Source organism: Methanolobus sp. WCC5, from assembly GCF_045690325.1.
Lineage (GTDB): Archaea > Halobacteriota > Methanosarcinia > Methanosarcinales > Methanosarcinaceae > Methanolobus.
Genome location: NZ_CP146981.1, coordinates 746,232 through 769,244, shown reverse-complemented (window position 1 = coordinate 769,244; position 23,013 = coordinate 746,232). Strand labels below are relative to the sequence as shown.

General features: G+C 44.7%; 16 protein-coding genes and 1 pseudogene. 8 read left to right on the top strand and 9 right to left on the bottom strand.

Annotated features, from left to right (window positions below; genetic code table 11):
• Nucleotides 1-56 precede the first annotated feature (56 nt).
• Nucleotides 57-1,196 (bottom strand): annotated as a pseudogene (locus V7O64_RS03680) (ISNCY family transposase); the annotation flags it as partial.
• A gap of 1,087 nt (nt 1,197-2,283) precedes the next feature.
• Between V7O64_RS03680 and V7O64_RS03675 the strand changes: the two are divergent.
• Entirely contained in the window at nt 2,284-4,821 is a 2,538-nt protein-coding gene (locus V7O64_RS03675) for a putative Ig domain-containing protein (protein WP_407356684.1), read from the top strand.
• Between the two features lie 273 nt (nt 4,822-5,094).
• Here the strand turns inward: V7O64_RS03675 and V7O64_RS03670 are convergent, their stop codons facing one another.
• Genes V7O64_RS03670 through V7O64_RS03660 form a run of 3 tightly spaced genes read right to left on the bottom strand, consistent with a single transcriptional unit; the run spans nt 5,095 to nt 5,812 of the window.
• Nucleotides 5,095-5,364, bottom strand: coding sequence for a type II toxin-antitoxin system RelE family toxin (locus V7O64_RS03670; protein WP_407356683.1), 270 nt, complete (start codon nt 5,362-5,364; stop codon nt 5,095-5,097).
• Between the two features lie 5 nt (nt 5,365-5,369).
• A complete protein-coding gene (locus V7O64_RS03665; RefSeq protein ID WP_407356682.1) occupies nt 5,370-5,657 on the bottom strand; it encodes a hypothetical protein in 288 nt (95 codons plus the stop codon).
• Nucleotides 5,657-5,812 (bottom strand): hypothetical protein, encoded by a 156-nt coding sequence (locus tag V7O64_RS03660; RefSeq protein ID WP_407356681.1) that lies wholly within the window; start codon nt 5,810-5,812, stop codon nt 5,657-5,659. Before V7O64_RS03660 ends, V7O64_RS03665 begins: the two co-directional genes overlap by 1 nt.
• Before the next feature lie 488 nt (nt 5,813-6,300).
• On the opposite strand from V7O64_RS03660, the gene V7O64_RS03655 reads away from it, so the two are divergent.
• From V7O64_RS03655 to V7O64_RS03635, 5 genes are all read left to right on the top strand, one after another.
• Entirely contained in the window at nt 6,301-7,731 is a 1,431-nt protein-coding gene (locus tag V7O64_RS03655; RefSeq protein WP_407356680.1) for an ATP-binding protein, read from the top strand.
• A 157-nt stretch (nt 7,732-7,888) separates the two neighbouring features.
• Nucleotides 7,889-8,554 carry an acyltransferase gene (locus tag V7O64_RS03650; protein WP_407356679.1) on the top strand — a complete coding sequence of 222 codons (666 nt, stop codon included), beginning with the start codon at nt 7,889-7,891 and terminating at the stop codon, nt 8,552-8,554.
• 101 nt (nt 8,555-8,655) lie between these two features.
• Nucleotides 8,656-9,741 (top strand): DegT/DnrJ/EryC1/StrS family aminotransferase, encoded by a 1,086-nt coding sequence (locus V7O64_RS03645; RefSeq protein ID WP_407356678.1) that lies wholly within the window; start codon nt 8,656-8,658, stop codon nt 9,739-9,741.
• Entirely contained in the window at nt 9,735-10,673 is a 939-nt protein-coding gene (locus tag V7O64_RS03640; RefSeq protein ID WP_407356677.1) for a UDP-N-acetylglucosamine 3-dehydrogenase, read from the top strand. The genes V7O64_RS03645 and V7O64_RS03640 overlap by 7 nt, the downstream gene beginning before the upstream one ends.
• 5 nt (nt 10,674-10,678) lie before the next feature.
• Entirely contained in the window at nt 10,679-12,112 is a 1,434-nt protein-coding gene (locus V7O64_RS03635; protein ID WP_407356676.1) for a nucleotide sugar dehydrogenase, read from the top strand.
• Nucleotides 12,113-12,340: 228 nt separating this feature from the next.
• On the opposite strand, the gene V7O64_RS03630 is transcribed toward V7O64_RS03635, so the two are convergent.
• From V7O64_RS03630 to V7O64_RS03620, 3 genes are all read right to left on the bottom strand, one after another.
• On the bottom strand, nt 12,341-12,937 hold the full coding sequence (locus V7O64_RS03630; RefSeq protein ID WP_407356675.1) for a VanZ family protein: 597 nt from the start codon (nt 12,935-12,937) through the stop codon (nt 12,341-12,343).
• Between the two features lie 74 nt (nt 12,938-13,011).
• Complete coding sequence (locus V7O64_RS03625; protein ID WP_407356674.1) at nt 13,012-13,974, bottom strand: NAD-dependent epimerase/dehydratase family protein; 963 nt, start codon at nt 13,972-13,974, stop codon at nt 13,012-13,014.
• 249 nt (nt 13,975-14,223) lie between these two features.
• On the bottom strand, nt 14,224-14,382 hold the full coding sequence (locus V7O64_RS03620; RefSeq protein ID WP_407356673.1) for a hypothetical protein: 159 nt from the start codon (nt 14,380-14,382) through the stop codon (nt 14,224-14,226).
• A 380-nt stretch (nt 14,383-14,762) separates the two neighbouring features.
• On the opposite strand from V7O64_RS03620, the gene V7O64_RS03615 reads away from it, so the two are divergent.
• Nucleotides 14,763-15,746 (top strand): MraY family glycosyltransferase, encoded by a 984-nt coding sequence (locus V7O64_RS03615; RefSeq protein ID WP_407356672.1) that lies wholly within the window; start codon nt 14,763-14,765, stop codon nt 15,744-15,746.
• 9 nt (nt 15,747-15,755) lie between these two features.
• Here V7O64_RS03615 and V7O64_RS03610 read toward each other — a convergent pair whose 3' ends face one another.
• On the bottom strand, nt 15,756-20,729 hold the full coding sequence (locus V7O64_RS03610; protein WP_407356671.1) for a PAS domain S-box protein: 4,974 nt from the start codon (nt 20,727-20,729) through the stop codon (nt 15,756-15,758).
• A 419-nt stretch (nt 20,730-21,148) separates the two neighbouring features.
• Between V7O64_RS03610 and V7O64_RS03605 the strand changes: the two genes are divergently transcribed.
• Entirely contained in the window at nt 21,149-22,246 is a 1,098-nt protein-coding gene (locus tag V7O64_RS03605; RefSeq protein ID WP_407356670.1) for a citrate/2-methylcitrate synthase, read from the top strand.
• Here the strand turns inward: V7O64_RS03605 and V7O64_RS03600 are convergent.
• The gene (locus V7O64_RS03600) at nt 22,218-22,691 is read right to left on the bottom strand and encodes an SRPBCC family protein (protein ID WP_407356669.1); all 474 of its coding nucleotides are present in this window, start codon (nt 22,689-22,691) and stop codon (nt 22,218-22,220) included. The two genes, V7O64_RS03605 and V7O64_RS03600, sit on opposite strands and share 29 nt — an antisense overlap.
• Nucleotides 22,692-23,013: the final 322 nt, after the last annotated feature.

Here is a 23,013-nt window from a genome sequence, read left to right as displayed (position 1 = left end):
TTGGATATGTTCCCTTCCCAATATCCTCTTTTAACACTTAAATAATTCAATATCCCCTTCGGTGTTTTAAATATCCTTTTCAACGAATCAGGTAACGTTTGTCGATAATAATTCTCAATAGGGTTTGTTGTTTTTGAAATCATTTCATCCACCATAAACAGAGTCAACCTTTCGAAGTCTTTTATAATCTTATCTATTGATTTGTGAAGTAAATGTGGAATTTCTTCCATATTACTGATTATCTCTTGAAGTCTCTTGATTGCGATATTTAGGTCATATGTTCTAAACACTTCTTTGATCTTTGTAAATGCTAAACACAACCTGATCTTTTCCCTAGAGCCAATAAATTTTGATTTTAGTTTTTTGTACACATCTTTCCCAACAAGCTTGTACAAATGAAATATGCAAAGTTGATGCTTGATTTTTAGTGCATCCATAATCGATTTATATTTTCTTCGGTGGTCGGTTGAAATGGCATGAAGAGGCTTAGAAGCTACAGCATTTTTAATAAAACCCTTAACAGTATCATATTCAAGATTTGGCACAATTTTCTCTTCTACTGGTTTATTCAGTACAGAGTCTATCAAACTGAGCCTATAAAAGCGATTTCCATTCAGTTTTATGTATTGTTCATCATAACAATAGTATCCAGAATAATGATTATCATCGCTTGATATTGATATTCTGTTTGATCCTGCAATCCAGTTGTAAATGGTCTGATGAGAGGGAGAACAATCGTATAGCGATGTGAAGATCTTTTGCAGATGTCTGAATGAACAATAGCCAGCCTCATAGGTTTTTTCTATATAGTGTTCATAAGTTCGGGCATATTGATGTCCTTTTTTTACAATTGAATCAAGAGGTGTTGTGAATTTTTTAGAACAAATCTTACAATAGTATCTTCGAACATAAATAACCTGACTTCCAAATTCTGTTAATTTTAGCTTGCGTTTGTAATATTCTTGTTTGATTACTTTCCTGGAACCACAAACAGGACAGTAAGGATGAAGGAGATCAAAATGATTGTCTGCATGCAGAACAAGCTCCTTCTCATTGTGAATATTCCTATTTTCAGTTGAAGACAATTGGGATATGATAGCATCTTCAAAGCTTGTGATACCTGAAAAACAGTCGTTTAGTTTAAGTTGAATTGAGCTAATATGAGATTTGAAAGTGGATATGATATGGTTTGTCACAAAACCATATCTACTTTCATAATATATATTTATTGTTATTAATTAACTCAGGCTTTGCAACCCCAAAGTTTTTGACAGCCCCGTCATATCAGCTGTGACATGACACTAGTTCGATTGTGCAATTATCGTTTGCACTATAATCTTCTATCTCTTTATGCAATTTATTATGAGATTTTGCTTTACCGTTCGTTCAGTTGTCCTCTTGCTTCATAAATTTCATGCAAAACTGCTTCGTAGAACTAGTGTCCATTACTTTGATGTTATGTTCGTCTTTTCATAGACATCCTCTTTAAATATATGGGCATAAGTGGTGTTAATCATGTTCAAAATAAATAGTAAAACGGTACTTTTCTTAATATGTTTATTTTTGATTATGTTGTCAATTGATTTTGCCCATGCAAATGCTAGTTATAATGCAAATGAGAACACAATATATCTTACTGGAGTGAACTCCCCATTGACATTGTATAAAGAAGTTTCTGACAGTTCCATCTTTGCCAGAGAAAATGACAGTTTTTTCCTTTATGCAAATATTGTGATATTGCCTGATGCCTCTTTTTCGATAGAGGACGAATCTTTCTATTTTGGTGGTGTTTATAGAATTTGGAATAGAGGGAGCTTGATAATCAATAATTCACTGATCAGTTCGTTCGATTCAAATGAACGTGGAAGTATCATAAACAGAAGACTTAGAGGTGACAGTGGGTGGAACTTTAAGCTGACAAACAGTGAAGTGAGTTATTTGGGTCCGGGAGGTCTGGATGAATATGGCGAGTACAAGTATGGAATATTTGGTTATCCTTCAAAAACAGATGGTAGCACAGACCATGCAAGATCGCCTGTAATTGTTTCAAACAATGATTTTCACCATGTAAATTATATTATATTTGGCAATGTTGGACAAAATGTGTCTGTCAGGCAAAATTATTTTCATGAAATGGATGGGACGGCGCTGCAAGTTCATAGCGGATATGTAACAGGCAATACATTTGAAAACAATAGAAATTATTTATTAGTTTATAGTCAAGGAAATCCTATTATCGAGAACAATATCTTTTTAAATAACACTCTCCTGCCTGGCGGCGTAATGGTAGATTTGAAAGAAGGGGACGGTGGGGCAATAGTTCAAAATAATTATTTTGAGGGTGGTTCGTGCAACAAGGTAATTGCGATATTAGCTTCTCACCGCTTTAAATGGTCTTATATTTGTGACAATGTCATAAAAAACATAAGTGGAGACGGCATCAGCATTCAAGGTAACGCTTATGATAATGGTACAGGTCCCGGATGGAATGTTATGGTAACAGTTCAAAATAACACGATTTCGAAAGTAACCAGAGGCATCTACTTCACAGGTCATAGTAACATGGGAACAAATCTGGGCGCGCGGCATGTACTGGTAAAAGACAACGTCCTCAAAAACAACGCATTTGGTGTTGTCATCAATGGAAAAACCTATAGTAATGTGACCTTTGTTGATAATGATCTAATGTCGAACACTCTCGACCTGAAGATTGGGGACAATTATGAAAGTGATTCTCAATATCCATTTTTTCTGAATACGAATTATTCAACAATATCCGTAAAGGATTCGGCGTCAACTTTTTATAAATATGACTACGTTGATATCAGAATACTATATGAAAATGGTTCTTATGTTAGTGATGCAACAGTGATTGTATCTCCTGTAAGTTCTGCAGACAATTCAGTAGTTAACGCAAACTTTGATACAAAAACGAAATTTAGAACATCATTTGAAGGCCGAACATCTTTGCCGTCAGAGCCTACGAATTCCATAGTTTTATTGAATTCACTCCAGAATGCTGTTCTTATCGATGAAAATGTTTATGATCTTAAGATATCGTATGGATCTTCAACTGTAGATTTTTTCGACATAAATCTAGAATCTTTTTCATATAGAGATAATCCCAACTCCCCAACATACACTATCAACGCTATCATTCCTGATGAAGGCACCACAGAACCACAAATCGTTGGTTTTGCACCAAGTGAAGACAATCCGTTTAATGTCGGACAGGTGAAGAAATTCAGGGTATGGACAGATGAGACCCTTACTGATATGAAATGGTATGTGGATGGCAACCTTGTATCTTCAGGCTCAATGGAATATGAATGGAATATACTGCATGGTTCACACACCATCATGTTCATGGGTTTAAACTCAAATGGATCTGTGCTTCAGACATGGGAAATCATTGATGAGGCAGAATCCCCCGCCCCATCCGGCTCAGCCCCGTCATTCACTCCCTCTTCCACCTCGGTCACATCATCTGTGGGTGAATCCACCACATTTATAGTGGACTCGGGGCAGGAATTCACCAGTTCCCTCTGGTATATTGATGATGAGCTTGTGCAGAGCGGTGCAACGACCTATGTACAGGACTGGGATGCTGCGGGTACATACGCTGTCAGGTTTGATGGTGTGGCTGCGGCGGGGACTCTCTCGCGGACATGGACCGTGTTTGTGTCGGAGCCGGAATATTCCACCATAAGCATATCTCCGTCCACAGCGGTTGTGGCACCTGGGGAGAGCTTCAGTCTTGATGTGTATATAGATCCGAAGCAGTCGCTTACGGGGTCGCAGTTCGATCTGCACTACAGCCATCTTGCAGATGTCACTGCGGTAAGTGAAGGAGGCCTGTTCTCATCGGGTGGGGCGAGCACCGCTTTTGCCCATGAAGGGTTTGACAATACCGTGGGACTCCTGAGCCATGTATATGCCGCTATCGTAGGGTCCGGGAGTATTTCAGCACCAGGGGTCATGGCCACAGTAGAGATGGTGGCAGGCAGCTCCTCCGGTGTGCTTGAGCTTGGGCTTGCAGGTGTGATATTAAGTGATATCGATTCCCAGCCGGCCTTATACACGGCATCCAATGCAACAGTGCTGATCGATACGGCACCGGTGTTCGATTCGCTTGCCGTGCAGTCAGTGGATGAGGGAAGCACCCTGAGCTTCACTGTCAGTGCAAGTGATGCAGAAGGTGACCCGCTGAGCTACTCGGCCACCACGCTTCCACAGGGGGCCAGCTTTAGTGGCAGCACCTTTACCTGGACACCATCGGTGGGAGATGCAGGGAGCTATGAGGCAGGCTTTGAGGTCACAGACGGATATCTCACAGACAACATGACCGTAAGCATCACAGTGAACCAGCTTAACAATGTGCCTGTGATAACCCTCTTTGAACCTGCAGACGGCTCCGTCTTTGAAGAAGGCTCCACCATCAACGTGAGCATAGAGGCAAGTGACGCTGACGGTGACAGCTTGAGTTATGTAATAAGGATCAACGGCTCACAGGTCAGCACAGGTACTTCCTACGTATGGCCGCTTGACTACAGCTCTGCCGGAACCTACGCCGTAGAGGCCATTGTCACAGACGGCATCGATGAGGTCAGTGCAATGCACACAATAACCGTCACAGACCTGCACCCCAGATGGGACGTCAACCAGGACGGCGTTGTCAACATCCTCGACATCACCCTGGTAGGCCAGAACTACGGCGTGACATACGAAGATGACCTCCCTCGCTGGGACGTCAACCAGGACGGCATTGTCAACATCCAGGACCTCTCCATAGTCGCAGGCCGCTTCGGTGAGCTAGTGTGAGTTAGTGTAATACAGGCAAAACACCCCTTCCAGGGAAGGGGTCTTCTTTTTTTCCCGGTCAAAGGTAGTCTGCTCATCAACAAAAAGCCTTTTTCAAAAATAAAGCAACATCAATGGCCAAAACCAATGCAGCCATCCGCCGCAGGCGGCGCGTTCCATCATCAATATATATTAATTTTGTAGAGATGCAAATAGTCACTTGGCAATCGATGGACACGGACTATAAGAATCAATATCTGCGTGCTTATAACTTTGCAACCTGCAAAACAACGTTCACGATTTATAGGCATCGTCATGGTGAGAGAAATGCACCAATGAAACAGCTTTCTCTTCAAGGTCCACTGTGAAGATAAGTACAAAACTTGTCATTATGTGTACCCGGTAATGACCTGCAAGATCATTGCGCAATGGCTTATATCGGGTAGGATTCTCCTGGATCTCTTTTATCTTTTTTTCAAGAATGACTTGCAGATGATGGTCTTTTCTTGTAAGTCGCTTGATATCTTTCTGACATGCAGGAGATATGTAAAGTGAATAATTCACCTTGATCACCGGAATATGTCAGATATATCCTGTACCTTTACAAAAGACCTCTTATCTGTCTTTCTTATATTTTCAAGCACATCTTCCCTGAAGGGTAGCTCATCAACCGGGTGCCAGTCCATCAACTCACAAAAGACAGCATCAGCTTCGGATATGTTTTTGTCCCGAATATACGTTTCAACTATCTTTCGTTTTCTTATCCCATCCTGCACGACCCTGGACCATCTGACCCAGGACATGCTCTGGATCTTCTCGTAAAGTTCATCATCAACAGGAACTGTCAAAGTAGACATTAATTATCACGGCTCCGCTCAAACTGTTCAAATTCCTCGAGCATATGCACCTTTTTCTCAATGCTATCTTTTGCCACCTGGGCCCAGTTAATGTCCGGAAAGTTCTCCATTTCCTTTTTAAGTTCATCAGGGAGAGATACAGTAAATCTTTTCATAACAACACCATTTACATAGAACTATGCATTTGCATATATATCTAATGAATGCGTAGGTATCAGTTTTCAAATATCTTACTCACAGGGTGACTCTGGAGAAATTGCAGTTGCATAAACTCACTCCTGTAGCTGTTATTGCTGCAACCATCCGCCCAAGGCGGCGCGTTCCGTAATAAGTGCTGTAACAAAAAACACTGGAAATACAACAGATCTTCCAATGGACCAATTTCTGAACTCATCTGAAACAAAATACTCCCATTTTCAGGCTCTTAGAAAAGCTATTATCAATAATCTTTGAACCGCAGATAAACGCTGATGAACGCAGATATTTTCATCTGTGTTAGTTGCTAAACGGCTGTTTAGCAGGCATTTAACTCTGCAGGAGGTGGGTGTATCCGTGTTTATCTGTGGTTCCTTGATAAAGAAAGGATTTCTACAGAGCCCATTTTCGCAACTGTTAAATAATACGAAACTAAATCATAATTATTATGTTCCGTAATTTCGTTAATCGTACTCAGGAGCTTGACCATCTCAACAGGGAATATAATTCAGGGAATCTCTCTCTGACCGTTATCTATGGGCGCAGGCGGGTTGGCAAAACAGAACTTATCCGGCAGTTCGTTAAGGACAAGCCCCATATATTCTTTCAGGCGGATATGAGAGGTACACTGTCCAATGCACTCAGATTCAGGAAAAGGGCATCAGACCTGTTCAATGATATGGAACCTGCGGTTGAAGACTTTGATGGTGTATTCGAATACATAAGTAAAAAATGGGAAAATGATAGAAAGCTGGTCATCGTTATTGATGAGTTCTCTTATCTGGCGCAGGAAGATGATTCTATTCCTTCTGTATTCCAGCTGATTGCAGATGAGATCCTCAATGGAAGACCTTTCCATCTGATACTCTGCGGATCATCCATTTCCATGATGAAAAGAACAACTCTTGCACATTCAAGTCCGCTTTATGGCAGGAGGACAGGGCAGATACAGGTCATGCCACTGCTCTTGCGTCATATGTCCGGGTTTTTTCCAGGATCCTCCCCGGATGAACTGATACGGATATACGGGGTCACCGGAGGTATTCCTTTTTATCTCGCCTTCTTTGACCCGGATAAGGACCTTTATGAGAATCTGGAACTATCTGTTCTTTCAAAAGAAACCGTACTCTATGCTGAAGGCGAGTTCCTGCTGCGGGAAGAACTGAGAGAGCCTTCCACTTACATGAACATCCTTTATTCCATATCCAGGGGTGCGGGCAGAGCAGGAGAGATAGCTGCCGGAGCTTTTATGGATACAAAGGATCTGTCATATTATCTGGACACTCTGATAAAACTCGGTTTTATCCGCAAAGAACACCCGGTGGCGGAAAAGTCATCGACCCGCAAGACAATTTATGTTATAGATGACCCTTTCATGCGTTTTTGGTTCAGGTATGTACTAGTGCACAGGGATTTTATAGAAGCAGGTGACAGTTCCCAGGGAATCGCAGATATTAAGAAGAGCTATGACCGCTATCTGGGGGAGACATTTGAACAGGTATGTAAAGAGATACTCACAGATCTGAACCTGCAGGACCGACTCCCTTTCAGGTTTAGGTCCATTGGCAGGCAGTGGGGAAAGATAACCGGTAGGCCAAAAGGGAAAAATGACTATGAGATAGACCTGGTAGCCCTGAATCAGGATACAAAGGACATTCTTTTCTGTGAATGCAAATGGCAAAAGCAGAAGATCGATACAGATGTATATTTCAGTCTGAAGGAAAAGGCCAGCCATGTGAAATGGCTCCGGGAGAGAGAACAGCACTTTGCAATCATCAGCAGATCCGGCTTTACAGAAAAAATGCATGAGATTGCAAAGCAGGAAAATGTTCTCTTGCTTACACCAACGGAATATCTTTTACATTCTAAACCAGCGTGATCTTTTTTTGATCCCGGTATTTTAACCGAACACAGACCCCCCGTCATAACAACACCCCATGCTTCCACCAGCCCGGCACCTGCAGACCCAAAAATGCAGCACCAGAATAAATTTATATAAACTGAAGCACTTAAAGGACGTGATGATCGGTGGGAACATGCAAAAAAATACATATATTCACAGGACCGCTAGACTTTACGGTTCCAGCAGTGTGGGCGAAGGCTCGGTGGTCCTTGAAAACGTAATCCTGGGCTATCCGCAGCATAGTATACTGACAGAGATAACAGGATCCGGGAAGGATATAGAGGAATATGACCAGCCGGGCTCTGTGACGGGCAGCAATGCTTTCATAAGGGCCGGGACCACGATATTCAGCAATGTCAGGGCCGGGGATAATCTCAGGACCGGACATAATGCCATGATAAGGGAGGAGACCGTAATGGGGGACAATGTGCTCATTGGCACAAATGTCATCATCGACGGGCACGTCAGCATCGGCAGCAATGTGAGTATCCAGGGCAACGTGTACATTCCCACCCATGTGACCATCGAGGACAATGTCTTCATCGGGCCATGTGCAGTGCTTGCAAACGATAAATATCCCATAAGAGGTGAATACCATCCCCAGGGCCCGGTTCTTAGAAAAGGCGCATCCATTGGAGCAAACGCCACACTTGTGCCGGGAATTGAGATCGGCGAGGGTGCAATGGTGGCCGCAGGAGCACTGGTCACAAAAGATGTACCTGCATGGAAACTGGCAATAGGCTGCCCTGCAAGGATAAGCGACCTCCCGGAACGGCTCAATACCCTGAACAATATATGACAGGAGATATGTCATATGTTTATATTATATTAAGTTATTTATAATAATGAAAGAACATTGGAACAATACAGTTACAAAACCAATACCTATCCTGTGATATCATGATACCCATTGCAAAACCACAGCTTGACCAGGCTGAGATAGATGCTGTCAGCGACGTACTGCGTTCAGGAATAATAGCTGAAGGGCAGCGTGTGGCACAATTTGAGGAGGCGTTTGCCGAATATACGGGCACAGACCACGCAGTGGCCGTAAACTCGGGCACTGCAGCCCTGCATGCAGCTTTACTTGCCCATGGAATTGGCAGGGGAGATGAGGTCATAACCAGCTCCTTCAGCTTCATCGCAACGGGCAACTCCGTACTCTTCACCGGCGCAAGGCCGGTATTTGCAGACATCTGTGCCGACACGTTCAACCTGGACCCTAAGCTCATCGAGGAGAAGATAACTCCTGCAACAAAGGCTATAATTCCTGTGCACCTCTATGGGCATCCTGCGGATATGGAGGCCATCAGGGACATAGCAGAGGACCATGATCTCATCCTGATAGAGGATACCTGCCAGGCACATGGGGCTGCCTTGAGCGCAAAGAAGGTCGGTTCCTTCGGTACAGGTGCTTTCAGTTTCTATCCCACCAAGAATATGACCACCAGTGAAGGTGGTATGATAACGACCAACAGCCGCGAAGTAGCCGAAAGGGCCCGTATGATACGCTCACATGGTTCAAAACAGCGCTACCTGCATGAGATGCTCGGCTACAACCTGCGCATGACGGATATCTCAGCAGCCATCGGTCTGGTACAGCTTGGAAAACTTGCCGAATACACATCCGCAAGAGAGCATAACGCTGCTTTGCTCAGCAAAGGCCTAAGGGCCATCGAAGGTATACAGTGTCCCATTGTAAGGCCCGGTTGCAGGCACGTCTTCCACCAGTACACAATACGCATCAGGGAACGTGATGCACTGGCAGACTACCTTAAGGGCATCGGCATCGGTACGGGTATCTACTATCCCATACCCATCCACAGGCAGCCATATTACAAGGAACTTGGCTACAACGACAGCCTGCTGGTAACGGAAAAGGCTTCCAGGGAAGTGATCTCCCTGCCCGTCCATCCGGGAGTTACCGAAGAGGACATAGCAACTATTGTCGATGCTATCAGTAACTGGGGTGGTCTAAGATGCTAAAGGTGGGTGTCATCGGTGCGGGGGCAATGGGGAAGAACCACATACGCATCTACAGTGAAATGCCAGGTGTGGAACTTGCCGGGATCGCAGATATCGACCGGGAACTTGTGGAAGAGCTTGCACAGCAATATGGCACCCGTGCCTTTACCGATTACAGGGAAATGCTGGCACTGGGACTGGACGCTGTGAGCATTGTCGTCCCCACGAAAATGCACCGCCAGGTGGCCATCGAGGCCATCGAGGCCAAAGCACATGTACTTGTGGAAAAACCCCTGGCAGACACCGTTGAGAATGCAGACGCCATCATAAAAGCCGCGGCTGCCAGCAACAGGCTGCTCATGGTGGGGCACATCGAGAGGTTCAATCCTGCGGTCATAAAGCTCAAGGAGATAATAGAGGAAGGCCTGCTGGGTAAGATAGTCTCCATATCCACCACAAGGGTCGGACCATACAATCCCAGGATAAGGGATGTAGGGGTCATACTGGACATCGGTGTCCATGACATTGACATAATATCCTATCTTTACGGTCAGCAGGTCAACCAGGTATACGCTGTGGCCGGCGCTGACATACATTCTTTCGAGGACCACGCCACCATCCATATGCGCCTGGACCACGAGTTCTCCGGGCTTGTGGAAGTGAACTGGCTCACCCCCCATAAGGTGAGAAAGCTGACGGCGGTGGGCGTGGGAGGTGTTGCATATCTTGATTACCTGGACCAGACAGTGGAGCTGCATGACAGCGGATGGGTACGCAAGGCCAAGATAGAACCCAGGGAACCTCTTAAGAACGAACTGGAATACTTTATCGATTGTATCAGAACAGGAACACAACCGCAGCCTTGCGGAACGGACGGTAAGCATGCTCTTAAGGTCAGCCTTGCTGCCATCAATTCCTATAAGGAAGCAAAATTAATAGAGATCAGAGAGTGATGATAATGAGCCAAAAACTTGAGAATATACTGAAAGAGAAAGGCCCCATCAAAAAGATAGGTGTCATTGGAATGGGCTATGTGGGTATTCCCGCAGCTGCCCTTTTTGCTGATTCGGACAAATTCGGGCATGTACTGGGATTCCAGAGGGATTCCCCCTCCTCCGGCTACAAGATAGAAATGCTCAACCGTGGTGAAAGTCCCCTTAAGGGAGAGGAGCCCGGCCTTGAGGAGCTGCTGAAAAAGGTAGTGGATGCAGGCAAGTTTGAATGCACTTCCGACTTTTCCAGGATATCCGAACTGGATGCCGTTGCCCTGGCCATCCAGACCCCTTTTGCCGACCCAAAAGCACTTGAGCCTGACTTCGGTGCACTTAAGGATGGCATCCGCAATGCTGGCAGGTACCTCAGGCCCGGCATGCTCGTGGTACTGGAATCCACCATCACACCGGGAACCACTGAAGGTATGGCAAAGCAGATCCTGGAAGAGGAGTCCGGCCTCAAAGCAGGGGAGGACTTTGCACTTGCCCACGCTCCCGAAAGGGTCATGGTAGGCAGACTGCTGCGCAATATACAGGAACATGACAGGATCGTTGGCGGTATAGACCAGCCAAGTACGGACAGGGCCGTGGAGCTCTACAGTCCCGTGCTCACAACAGGCAGGGTCATACCCATGAGCGCCACCGCAGCAGAGGTGACAAAGACTGCAGAGAACACTTTCCGTGACCTGCAGATAGCAGCAGCAAACCAGCTTGCACTTTACTGTGAGGCCATGGGAATAAACGTCTATGATGTAAGGGCAGGTATCGACAGCCTCAAGGGCGAAGGCATCACAAGGGCAATACTCTGGCCAGGTGCCGGTGTGGGCGGCCACTGCCTGACCAAGGACACATACCATCTTGAGCGTGGTGTCAAACTGGGGACCCAGGCCCTTGATTATCCCGCCGATGCCGAGTCCATATATGTGCTCGCACGCAGGGTCAATGATTTCATGCCACAGCATATGTACAACCTCACAACAGCCGCACTCCAAAGGGCTGGCAAGGATATCAATGGCTCAAAGATCGCCATGCTTGGATGGGCTTTCATCAACGACTCCGACGATGCACGCAACCCCCCCTCAGAGCCTTACAGGGACATGGTCCTGGCCGCAGGAGCCAGCATAAATGTCCACGACCCGCATGTACCGAACTATCCGGATGTGGAGATCCACAGGGACATGAACAGTGTCATTTTCGGGGCAGATGCCGTTGTGATCTTCACCGGTCACAAGGAATACTTCAGCCTGGAACCCTCTTTCATAAAAGAGCTGACAGGAAAGGAACACACCATTATCATAGATGGCAGGAACGTCATCGACCCTGATCCTTTCATCAACGCCGGCTTTGTTTACAAAGGAATAGGCCGTGGCGATAGGAACTCCCATGAGATAAGGAACTGAAGCTTAATTAAGATGCGGGCATGGTATAAGGCAGATCGGATCGAAGTGAAGTGAAGGTACCCCGAATGACCTTCATTTAACCTGCCATTTTTTCCTATAGTTGTTCCTATATTTTTATATTTTTTTATATTTTTTTCTTATAGTGGTCCTCATAGTTATTTCTATAGTTCTTTCTATGGTTTTAATCCGGGGGAATCTTAGCTTCCGGATTCGGTCGGAACCACCGGCTCATTCCCTGTTATACTTACCTTTTTTTCGTTGCAGATTGACAAGTATCAGTATCACAAAGAGTATCTGCGCAATGGTCAGTCCGATACCGTTGGCAAGCAGGTCATGCATGCTGGCAGTGCGGCCGGGTACAAAGGACTGGTGGATCTCGTCGGTTATGCCGTATATGATGCCAAGTGAAAATGCAAAGATGGCTGCATATCTTCTTAGTATCACATTCTCTGAGTTCCTGAATGTGAGATGCAGCAGTATGCCAAGACCGAAATACAGGATCATATGGGCTATCTTGTCCATATTCTGATGTGCGTATTCTGCAATATCAATGAAATAGGCAAGTCCCAGTCCCTCCAGTATATATGCCAGCTCATACATTAGCGGTATCTTGAAAATAGAGGCAGGGATACTTAGATCCGATCTTGAGGAGAGAAAGAATATAAAGCCTGCATACAGTATTGTAAGGGCAATGAAAATATCCTTCCTGTTCCTTGTATCAATGAACTGCTGTATGCGGGCGATAAGCCCGAGAAAGGCCTGCAGCAAATAAAGGATATAAAGTGCCAGGTAGGCAACGTATCTGTTTTTCTTCAGGTTTGGCATATGTTCTTCTTATATTATAAAATGTGAAACAAAGTTGAAATAATTATCCGGCTATTCCGGTCGGCTAGTTTGGTCTAGTCTGGACTATTCTGCTTTTTCTGCTCCATGCCATTTATGCTATTTTGGCACAGAGATTCCTGGCCGATTATCTCTTCCAGACCCCGGTACAGGTCAACCTGTGGCCGGTAGCCTATCTTCTTTGCTTTTGAGATGTCGGCATAGCTGTCCTTTATATCCCCGGGCAGCGGGTCTTTGTATTCAATGTCCATGTCACTGCCAAAAATATCCAGGATGATGTGTGCAAGTTCGTTTATGCTTGTCACCCTGCCGGTACCTATGTTGTAGACATCACCGTTCTCACCTTTTCCGCTGCACAGCAGGAGTATCATATCCACAACATCATGGGCAGAGACAAAATCCCGGGTCTGCGTCCCGTCCCCGAAGATCACAGGTGGCAGTTCCTCCCTTACACGTCCTATGAATTTGGATATCACACCGGAGTATGGATTGGAAGGGTCCTGCCTGGGGCTGTATATATTAAATGGCCTTATGCATACCGAGGGCAGTCCATAGGCCCGGTTATACATGCTGCAGTACTTCTCCCCGCAGAACTTGCTTGCACCGTAGGGTGACATGGGGTTCTGGGGATGCTGCTCATCAACGGGCAGGTATTCAGGATCACCATAGACCGCAGCCGAACTGATATAAATGAACCTCTCCGGATCCCCCAGGCGTGCACCTTCCAGAAGGTTCAGGGTCCCGAAAACATTATTGTCAGCATCGAATAAAGGATCATCCATGGATCTTGCAACACTTATCTGGGCTGCGGTATGGATGATTATATCGTGCTCAGCGGCCAGCTCACGGGCTATGGGCGACCTGATATCCTCTTTGATGAAGCGTACGTTTTTGGAAAGTTCAGGTTCCTTTCCCGAAGAGAGATTATCAAGGACCGTGACCTCATGGTCAGCCTGCATCCTGTCTGCAAGATAGCTGCCTATCTGGCCAGCCCCACCGGTAATAAGCACTTTTTTCATGAACCTATGACTGTTGAACTTACTATAATTAACTTACTCTCAGGGTCGAATTACCTTAAGAATAAAGCGATACCATAAGCAATACAATAAGCAATACCGGAAACCGTACAATTAACGATGCCAGAAACAGTATCATAAACAATACCCGAAACAATACCATAATTCAAAGCAGTATCATTTCAAGTAATTTCAAGTACGTTCAAAGCCCGGGCTCACAGGTCACGAAACGCACGCCATAAAGCCTGCAGCTTAGCAGATGCTTCCGGCTCGGTCAAGGGCCCTGGGAACGGCTGTGAATGTAGCCTTCTCCATGCAGTGGAGAGTGCAGAACATTTCCTCACGGGCACAATTCTCGTAAACATATATGGGACTACCACACATTGCACATTTTTTCTCTACTAATTTCATTCGTACCACCTAAAGCGTGCTCGTTTGTTATTATTGTGTTATTATTGCAGATAGCACATATAAGAGCACATATCATTTATACATAGACAATAACCCAATTGTCAAACAGTTGTAGAGTTATTATACTATATAAATTTATGTTCGATGCTAAAAATGATGCTAATGATGATGAGCAGAAAATAATATATAAAGCAAGAGAATAAGATTATTATAATATATATAACTCTCAAACAAAAATGCCTGATAGCAGGAAAAGAAAGATATATTTATATATTATTCTCTTTATAATATACTGACTGTCAGTAACTACATATATAATAAAATTGTAAAACGAAGGCCGTTTAAGCAAGGATCACACCTATGAACAAAAGAGGATTTGAATGATGCTGAACCTGCAATCACCGTCAACGCTTGTGGCTTTAGCCCTGGCAAGCAATTTCTTATTTCCTTTTCTTGCGACCTATATATCGATGCCCTATTTCATAAAGAAGCTCACAGAAAAGGGGATCATTGCCAGGGATTACTATAAAAGGGAAGTTACAATGGTCCCTGAAAGAGGGGGCATTGCCATACTGCTTGTTGCAATGGTGTGTTTTTCACTGAACACATTGTTCTTCAAATTCTCGACTACAAATTACGTTGTCCTAATAGTTATCGCCATGTTCGGGCTGTTCGGGATACTTGACGATATGGTAGACATCGGAAGGGTCACAAAGCTCCTTCTTATGTATTACTGTTCCTACCCCCTGATACAGTATGCAACCCACACAGCATTCATCCTGCCAAGCGTGGGCAATATCGAACTTGGCATACTCTACCTGCAGTTCATCGTTCCCACCTATGTACTGGTGGCATCCAATCTTGTGAACATGCATTCCGGTTTTAACGGCCTGGCTTCGGGACTTTCTGTTATCGTGCTCATATCCCTGATAGTAAAATCGATGCTTATAGGTGATGTAGACAATATCATTGCTGTGGTCAGCATAACAGGAGCAGCTCTTGCCTATTTTATGTATGACAGGTACCCTTCGCAGATCTTCTGGGGCAACGTGGGTTCGCTTACCATCGGAGCGGCCATAGGTGTCATAATAGTGATACAGGGTTTCATCATAAGCGGATTCATAATGCTGATACCCCACACCGTTAACTTCCTCATGTATGTCTATTGGAGAGCTATGAAGTTCCCGGTGGCTAAATTTGGTAAGGAGAGAGAAGACGGCACCCTTGAGGTACCCAACCCGCTTACTCTTAAATGGGTACTGCCTTATTACTACAGGGTAACAGAAAAGCAGGCCACATGGTTCATGTATGCGCTAACGGCTCTCTTCTGCATCATAGGCGTGCTGTTGCCTGGAAGGATATGATCTGATTTTCTATTTTTCAGAGAATTCAGGCTCTCTTCTTTCAAAGGAGCTTTTGAGCAATTCTATTTCTTTTTCTATTTGCTCCAGCAGCTGCAGGACTCGCGCATGATCATTTCCGGCAGCTTCTTCCAGCTGACCTGCCAGTGCAGCAAGCAGATCGAAGCCTATATTCAGTGCAGCTCCTTTTGTTCTGTGGGCGCTCTTTGCCACCATATCCATGTCCTTCTCTGAAAAAAAGCCCCTGGCCTCTTCGAGATTATGCGTAAAAGACCCGATAGCCATATTTATCAGCCTGTCATGCAATTTCATATTGTTGCCGGCAATCTCCATGATCCTTCCCCTGTCAAAGCGGAGCAGATGGGTCTGATCATTCTCATTAGCGGTATTTTCCATCCCGGCTTTGAAGCTTTGTCCACTTTGTCCTGAAAGCCACTTTTTCAGGATCTTCTCTATAGTGTCCTTTGCAACAGGCTTTGTAATGTAATCATCCATTCCTGCTTCAAAGCAACGTTCTTTCTCATCCTTGAAAGTACCTGCAGTCAGGGCAATAACAGGTGTATGCCTGCTGGTTTTGCTTTCAAGGTCCCGTATCATGGCGGTGGCAGAATAACCGCTTATTTCAGGCATCTGTATGTCCATGAAGATAAGGTCCGGTTGCTCATTACTGAAAAGCAGGACAGCCTCTCTCCCGTTCCCTGCCTGAAGTATCCTTGTTCCGGGCAGCAGATCAGAGACAATGGTTGTGATAAGAAGCATGTTGATCTCATTGTCCTCGGCAATGAGGATGCTGTATATCGGGTATTCTGTTTGGTATCTGGTAGTATCTGTCCCATGGGATTTCCCTGTCCCTTTCCATGGGGCCTGCTCTGTCCCTCCGGATACAAGATAGAAAATCGCTTCAAAGAGCTCACTTTCTTTCACAGGCTTTACAATACAGGTGCATTTCCCATATTTTCTATATTTGCAGCATTGACCATGCATTGAGCTGAGGTCTGTGGAATCATGCAGGAGTATAACAGGAACGCCCATGAAGTCCTGTCCTTTTTCCAGGCGTATGCTCTGAACCAGTTCATCTCCTTTCATAGAGGGCATATGCATATCTGCAATGATGAGCTCACAGTCACTTCCGCTGGATAGCATTTCCTGTGCTTCCCGGGCACTGGTTGCCACAAGTGTGTCTATACCCCTGGCCCGCAGCATTTCCTGAAGGATGCTGCAATTAGCTATATTATCGTCCACGATGAGTGCCTTTTTGACCAGAGCCGGGACTGTGGGCTGCGATACTTCGCTTAGTTCTGCCTGAAGCCTTAAGGTGAAGTAGAACCTGCTGCCTTTTCCTTCTTCACTTTCAAGCTCGATCTTTGATCCCATTATCTCCAGCAGTTTACTGGAGATACTAAGGCCAAGTCCGGTACCCCCGAACCTTCTGGTAATAGAACCATCGGCCTGTGAAAATGATTCAAATATAAGGAGCATGTTCTCTTCAGCTATACCGATTCCCGTATCCCTGACCGAGAAAGTGAATTCCATCTCCCCGGGAATACCAGAAATCCCGGGAATTGCCCTGGCTTGTGCCTTGAGCTCTATCTCTCCTTTTTCAGTGAACTTGACCGCATTTCCAAGAAGATTTACAAGTACCTGCCTCAATCTTAAACTATCAGCCAGCACATAACGGGGAATAGAGGGCTGGATGTTCAGCAGCAGCTCAAGTCCCTTTTCATGTATCCGGTATTTGAGCATATCAGCGATCTGCTCGCACAGTTCTGCAATATCGGTCATCTGCACATCAAGTTCCAGTTTCCCGGCCTCTATCTTGGATATATCCAGGACGTCATTGATAATGTCAAGCAGTGAATTTGCCGATGTGTGCACCGTTTTCATGTAGCGCATTTGTGGCTCGCTAAGTTCTGTTTGCAGCAGCAGGCCGGAAAAACCAATTATCCCGTTAAGGGGTGTGCGCATCTCGTGGCTCATATTTGCAAGGAACTCTGACTTGGCATTGCTGGCTGCTTTTGCCTGCTCTTCAGCTTTCTTGTTCTCATCGATACTGATGTGGGTCCCGAACATGCGAAGGGGCCTGCCTGATGTATCATACTCCGAAATCCTTCCGTGTGCACGGATCCATACCCAGTGCCCTTCTTTGTGCAGTATCCTGTATTCTGCCGTAAAATATATTTTCCTGCCTTCAATTGCATCATTAAGTGCTCCGGTAGCAAGATCGATATCATCAGGGTGGATCATTTTCTTCCACATATCGATGTTGAAATAAGGAAAATCCCCCTTGACATAACCTGTAATCCTCTTCCAGCTGTCCAGGCCCTGCAGCAGTATCTCTCCGGTTGTCAGGTCAAGGTCCCAGATGCCCGCACAGGTAGCCTCAAGGGCCATGTCCAGCATTTCTTTCCTTTTCTTAAGCTGCTCCCCGGCAATCTTTCGCTCATTGATATCACGAACCACAGAAAGTACCCTGTCCTCCCCGCCAATCTCTGTCCTTTTCAGCGATACCTCGACCCAGAAAGTATCTCCGTTTTCTTTCCTTGCCAGCCATTCAAATACCTGGGGCCCTTCTTCTATGCTTTTTTTGATATGTTCCAGGGCATTCTCCTCTGTGTAAAGGTCAATATTTGCACTCAGGTCCCATATGTTATGTTTGAGCACTTTTTCTTTACCGGAGCAACCGTACATCTTTAACATGGCATCGTTGACATCGATTATTTTTCCAGTGGATGCATCAAGAATGAAAATTGCCTCACTGGTGGAATTGAATATTGTCCGGTAGTTCTTCTCACTTTCACGCAGGGCTTCCTGGGCACGCTCACGGTCTGAAACATCCCTGCAGGTGCACAATACAAGTCTTTTCCCTGCACGCACAACTTCATTGGCACTTATCTCCACGTCTATGAACGTTCCATCCTTACGCATATGACGCGCAAGGAAATATTCATCCATGGTATGGACATTACGCAGCATTTGCAACCACTTTTCTTGTGTCCACTGCCGGTCCCAGTCCCAGATGTGTGATCTCAGGATCTCTTCCGGGGCATATCCGAGCATCCTGGCATATCTTTTGTTTGCTTCGTATACCTTTCCATTCATATCAAGGATAACAACTCCGTCCCTGGACCTTTCAATGAGCAGGCGCCTCCAGACTGCCTCTTCAGTAAGTTTCTCTTCTGCCTGTTTACGTTCGGTTATGTCCTGTCCAATGCCAAATAAGTGTACTCCTTCCTTCGTATCCACAGGAACTATGTTCAGAAGCAGTACCTTTTCCTTACCATTGACATAATAGTATGTTTCAAGGGTCTTTGGCTCAAGGAAAGGTGAATGCTCTTCCTTTTGTTTTTCCTGAACTCCGGGCGGGTCGAAATCCCCTACCTTCCTTTTTCGCAGGGAAACAATGTCTGTTTCCAGGAATTTAAGTGCAGCATTGTTAGCATCTATGTAATATCCATTTGCATCAGCAATTAGTATGGGACTGAGTGCAGCTTCAAACAACGTGCGGTATTTCCTTTCGTTCTCAAGCAGGTTTTCATGCAATTGTTTCTGTTCTGTGATGTCCTGTATGGTGCCCACTATTGCATTTCTCTGTATGTCATACTCAGCAACTGAATGTATATCCCTGATCTTTCCATCGCAGCTTCTCTGTATCCGGAAATGTATGTCATAAGGATCCTTTCCTTCTATAAGGTCCTGCATAGCCCTGTCAAGCATTGACCTGTATTCCGGCAACGGTACCTTCTGTATCTCATCGATAGCAAATCGTACGTGTTCTTTTCCGTTTTCTATGCCGTATATATTGAATGCCTCTTGCGAAGCATGGACAGTACCGGTACTAAGGTCGAATTCCCAGCTACCCATATGCCCGATCTTCTGGGCGTTATTAAGCTGCATTTCCCTCTTGCGCAGCTCTTTTTCCTCACGCTTCCTTTCAAATGCACCGGCTATTACTCCGGCAACGACTCGCAGCAATGAGATCTCGCCCAGGGCCCAGGAATGTTTTCTCCTCACAGAGTCAAATCCCATAAAACCGATAACTTTTCCTTCCTTTTCCATCGGTATATTCAAAAGTGATTTAATGGATTGTATCCTGAACTCTGTTTTTTCTGCATATGCTTTTGGAGGTAGTTCCTCCACATCAGGCAAGTGCAGATGCTCCTGTTCATTGATTATCTTCTCAAACCAGGGAAAATCCCGGGTACTGACATCCTGCATCCGGCTGATCTGGGTCTTTGTTCCTGGTGAGCACCATTCGTTGCTGATGCTCATCCTGGTCCTGTCTTCTGAGAAGAGAAATATGTAAGCACGGTCTACATCAGACAACATGGCACATTCACGGAGTGCTTGATCAACGGCAGTGTCCAGTTCCTCAAAGGACACACTTACAAGATCTGCCGCGATGCTTGATACCATTTTCTGGAAATCCAGCTGGAACCGGAGTTCCTGTTCTGCTTTTTTACGTTCCAGTAAAAGACCTACCTGGCGGGTATAGATCTCAATGAGTTCTTCGTTTTCCAGTGATCCGCCCCGGGGCATTATGAGTATGAAATAACCAAGGATACTATTGTTCCTGAAAATGGTGGCTGCGATGGTTTCTCCCGTATTGAAGGTCTTTTCCAGGAGTTTTACCGGTCCCCTGGGCACCTGGTCCCCTGTCAGTTCATTTAGAGAAGAGAAATATGTGATGTTGCTGTTCTTTATTTTTTCTTCCAGTTGCGGCTTTAATTCCCACTCTTTTCCCACAAGGTCAAAACCAAGTATTGAAGAGGCTTTTTTTAAATGTTCATCCGCACCGGAAATGTTTTTGGTGATAAAAGAATTCGTTCTATCATTGTATTTCATGAAAGCGGCATATTTAGCATCGGATATTTCCAGAAGGTTGTCAACTATCCTTTTGTAATCTATCCTGTCAGTTGGACACTGGAAGAGTTCCTCTGAAGATGTAACAAGTCTTTTGAGCTTGATATTTTCTTTACTGTCCTTCATTTTCACCTCCTCAGATTGAAAGTGCCTTATTTTAGATCAGACCTGCTATTGAATATTATTCAGATCTTCTATGTGTCTGTCATTTTCTTGAATGGGATCCTTTCAGGTAAAAGGTGTGACTATTTGTGATGCTGTTATGCACGCATATTATATGGGTATAAATATATAACAATGATGTTTTGATTTTCAAGAATTTATGTGTATTTTAATAGAAATACTTTATCTGCGGGTATATTCATTCGTACGATCTCTGTACGATCTTTCAGGCAGGTTGTCTGCTCAGTCTATTTTTTTTAGAATTAATTGAATGTCCCTGACTTCTGCGAAATCATTTCCAGTAAAGTTTATATATGGACAATCAAAAATAAAGATAGACATATTTTATCAAAACGTGTACTTTGCTCCATCGGGGGATTTTAATGGAAGAGATGAAGAAAGGCCTTGAAGGCGTAGTAGCTCTGGATACGAGAATATCGTTCATCGATGGTATCCGGGGAATCTTGAAATACCGGGGAATCAGAATAGAGGAGCTTGTTGATCTTCCTTATGATGTGGTTTCCTATCTGCTTATCAATGCAAAGATCCCCGATGAGGCCGAATTGTCTGAATATTCGCACAGACTTAGAAAAGACCGGTATATTGACGATAAACTCATCGATATCCTGAAAGGCTTTGATTTTGGAAGTGATGCCCTTGACGGACTAAGGACTGCAGTTTCCTGTACATCCCATATTGATGATGAGAACAATCACCATTCCCCTGATGCCAACAGGAACAAAACTGTCAGGCTTGTTGCTAAATTCCCGACAATTGTTGCAGCCATGCATCGCAACAGTATAGGGAAGGAACCCATTAAACCCAATGAAGAACTATCCCACGGAGCGAACTTTCTCTACATGCTAAATGGCAGACTCCCTACAGTGCTTGAGGCTGAAGCAATGGAAAAGGACCTTATACTGAGCGCGGAACATGAGCTGAACCCTTCAACATTCTCATTAAGGATTGCAGCGTCGACACTTTCTGATATGTATTCTGCGGTCATATGCGGCCTGTGCACCCTCAAGGGACCTTTACACGGAGGTGCCAGGAAAGGAGTAATGGACATGCTGGATGAGGTCGGCAGCAGGGAAAATGCCAGAGACTACGTTTTACAAAAACTGGAAAGAAAAGAGAAAGTAATGGGATTTGGTCATCGCGTCTACAAAACCTATGACCCCCGGGCAAGGATATACAGGGATGTTGCCAGAAGGCTGGCAATCGAGAGAGGCGATACTGGCTGGTATGAGATGGCAGAGGAGATCGAGCATATACTTTATCATGAATTCATAGAAATCAGAGGAAAACCGATCTATCCGAATGTTGATTTTTATTCTGCTGTGGTGTACAAGTATCTTGACATACCTTCCGAGCTTGCAACTTCCATATTTGCCATGGGAAGGGTTTCAGGATGGATAGCCCACTGCATGGAGCAATATTGCGACAATAAGGTTATAAGGCCAAGGGCACATTCCGTTTAAGCCCGAAACCTTTTCTTTTTTCACATGCACCTTTAAGTTCCCGGTTCATATTCCGGAATCCTTCTTTTGTCCTGTCTCCGATAAGATGCAATATGAGCGGGGCCAGAACACCCCTGAACCTTTCACACTGGATAAGTCTTGTCCTTCCGTTCTCCAGTTCTTCCAGCCTGAAAGCGTGCTCACCGTCAAATATTCCCTTTATCCATAAATTGCCTATCCACCTGATCTCATGCAAAGGTTGCACCTTTGTGATGACCGGATTAAGATCAATACCTTTCATTCCGGGCAGCTGCATATGCACATCAAGTTTAGATCCTTTCTCGATCACTCCTGTTATAGCAGTGATGAAAGAATTCCATGAACCATATTCTTCAAAATCTGTCAGGAGGTCCCAGACCTCGTGTATAGGGGCTTCGATTATTATATCCGTACAAATCTTATGCATTGTGAGGTAAACCTCCGGTAGAAAAGAAGCTATGATATAAAAATGATATATCGTTCACACTAATCCCGCTTTTTACATTCTCTTTTATGGTTCTGATAAAATATATATTTTTAGATGATATAAAGGCTGGAAACATAAGGAAAAATATCACCTGCAGATAAAGAGAGAATAATAGTGTGGTTGATCGTTAACATAAATATCGTTGCTATTTCTGCTTAAGGTCTGCATGGGTTAAAAGTTTTACTCTTTTGTACGATTCCTGCATAATCCACATGCAGGGAACATTAGCATTAATATGAACATTTTTATAGCGCCAGGTCCT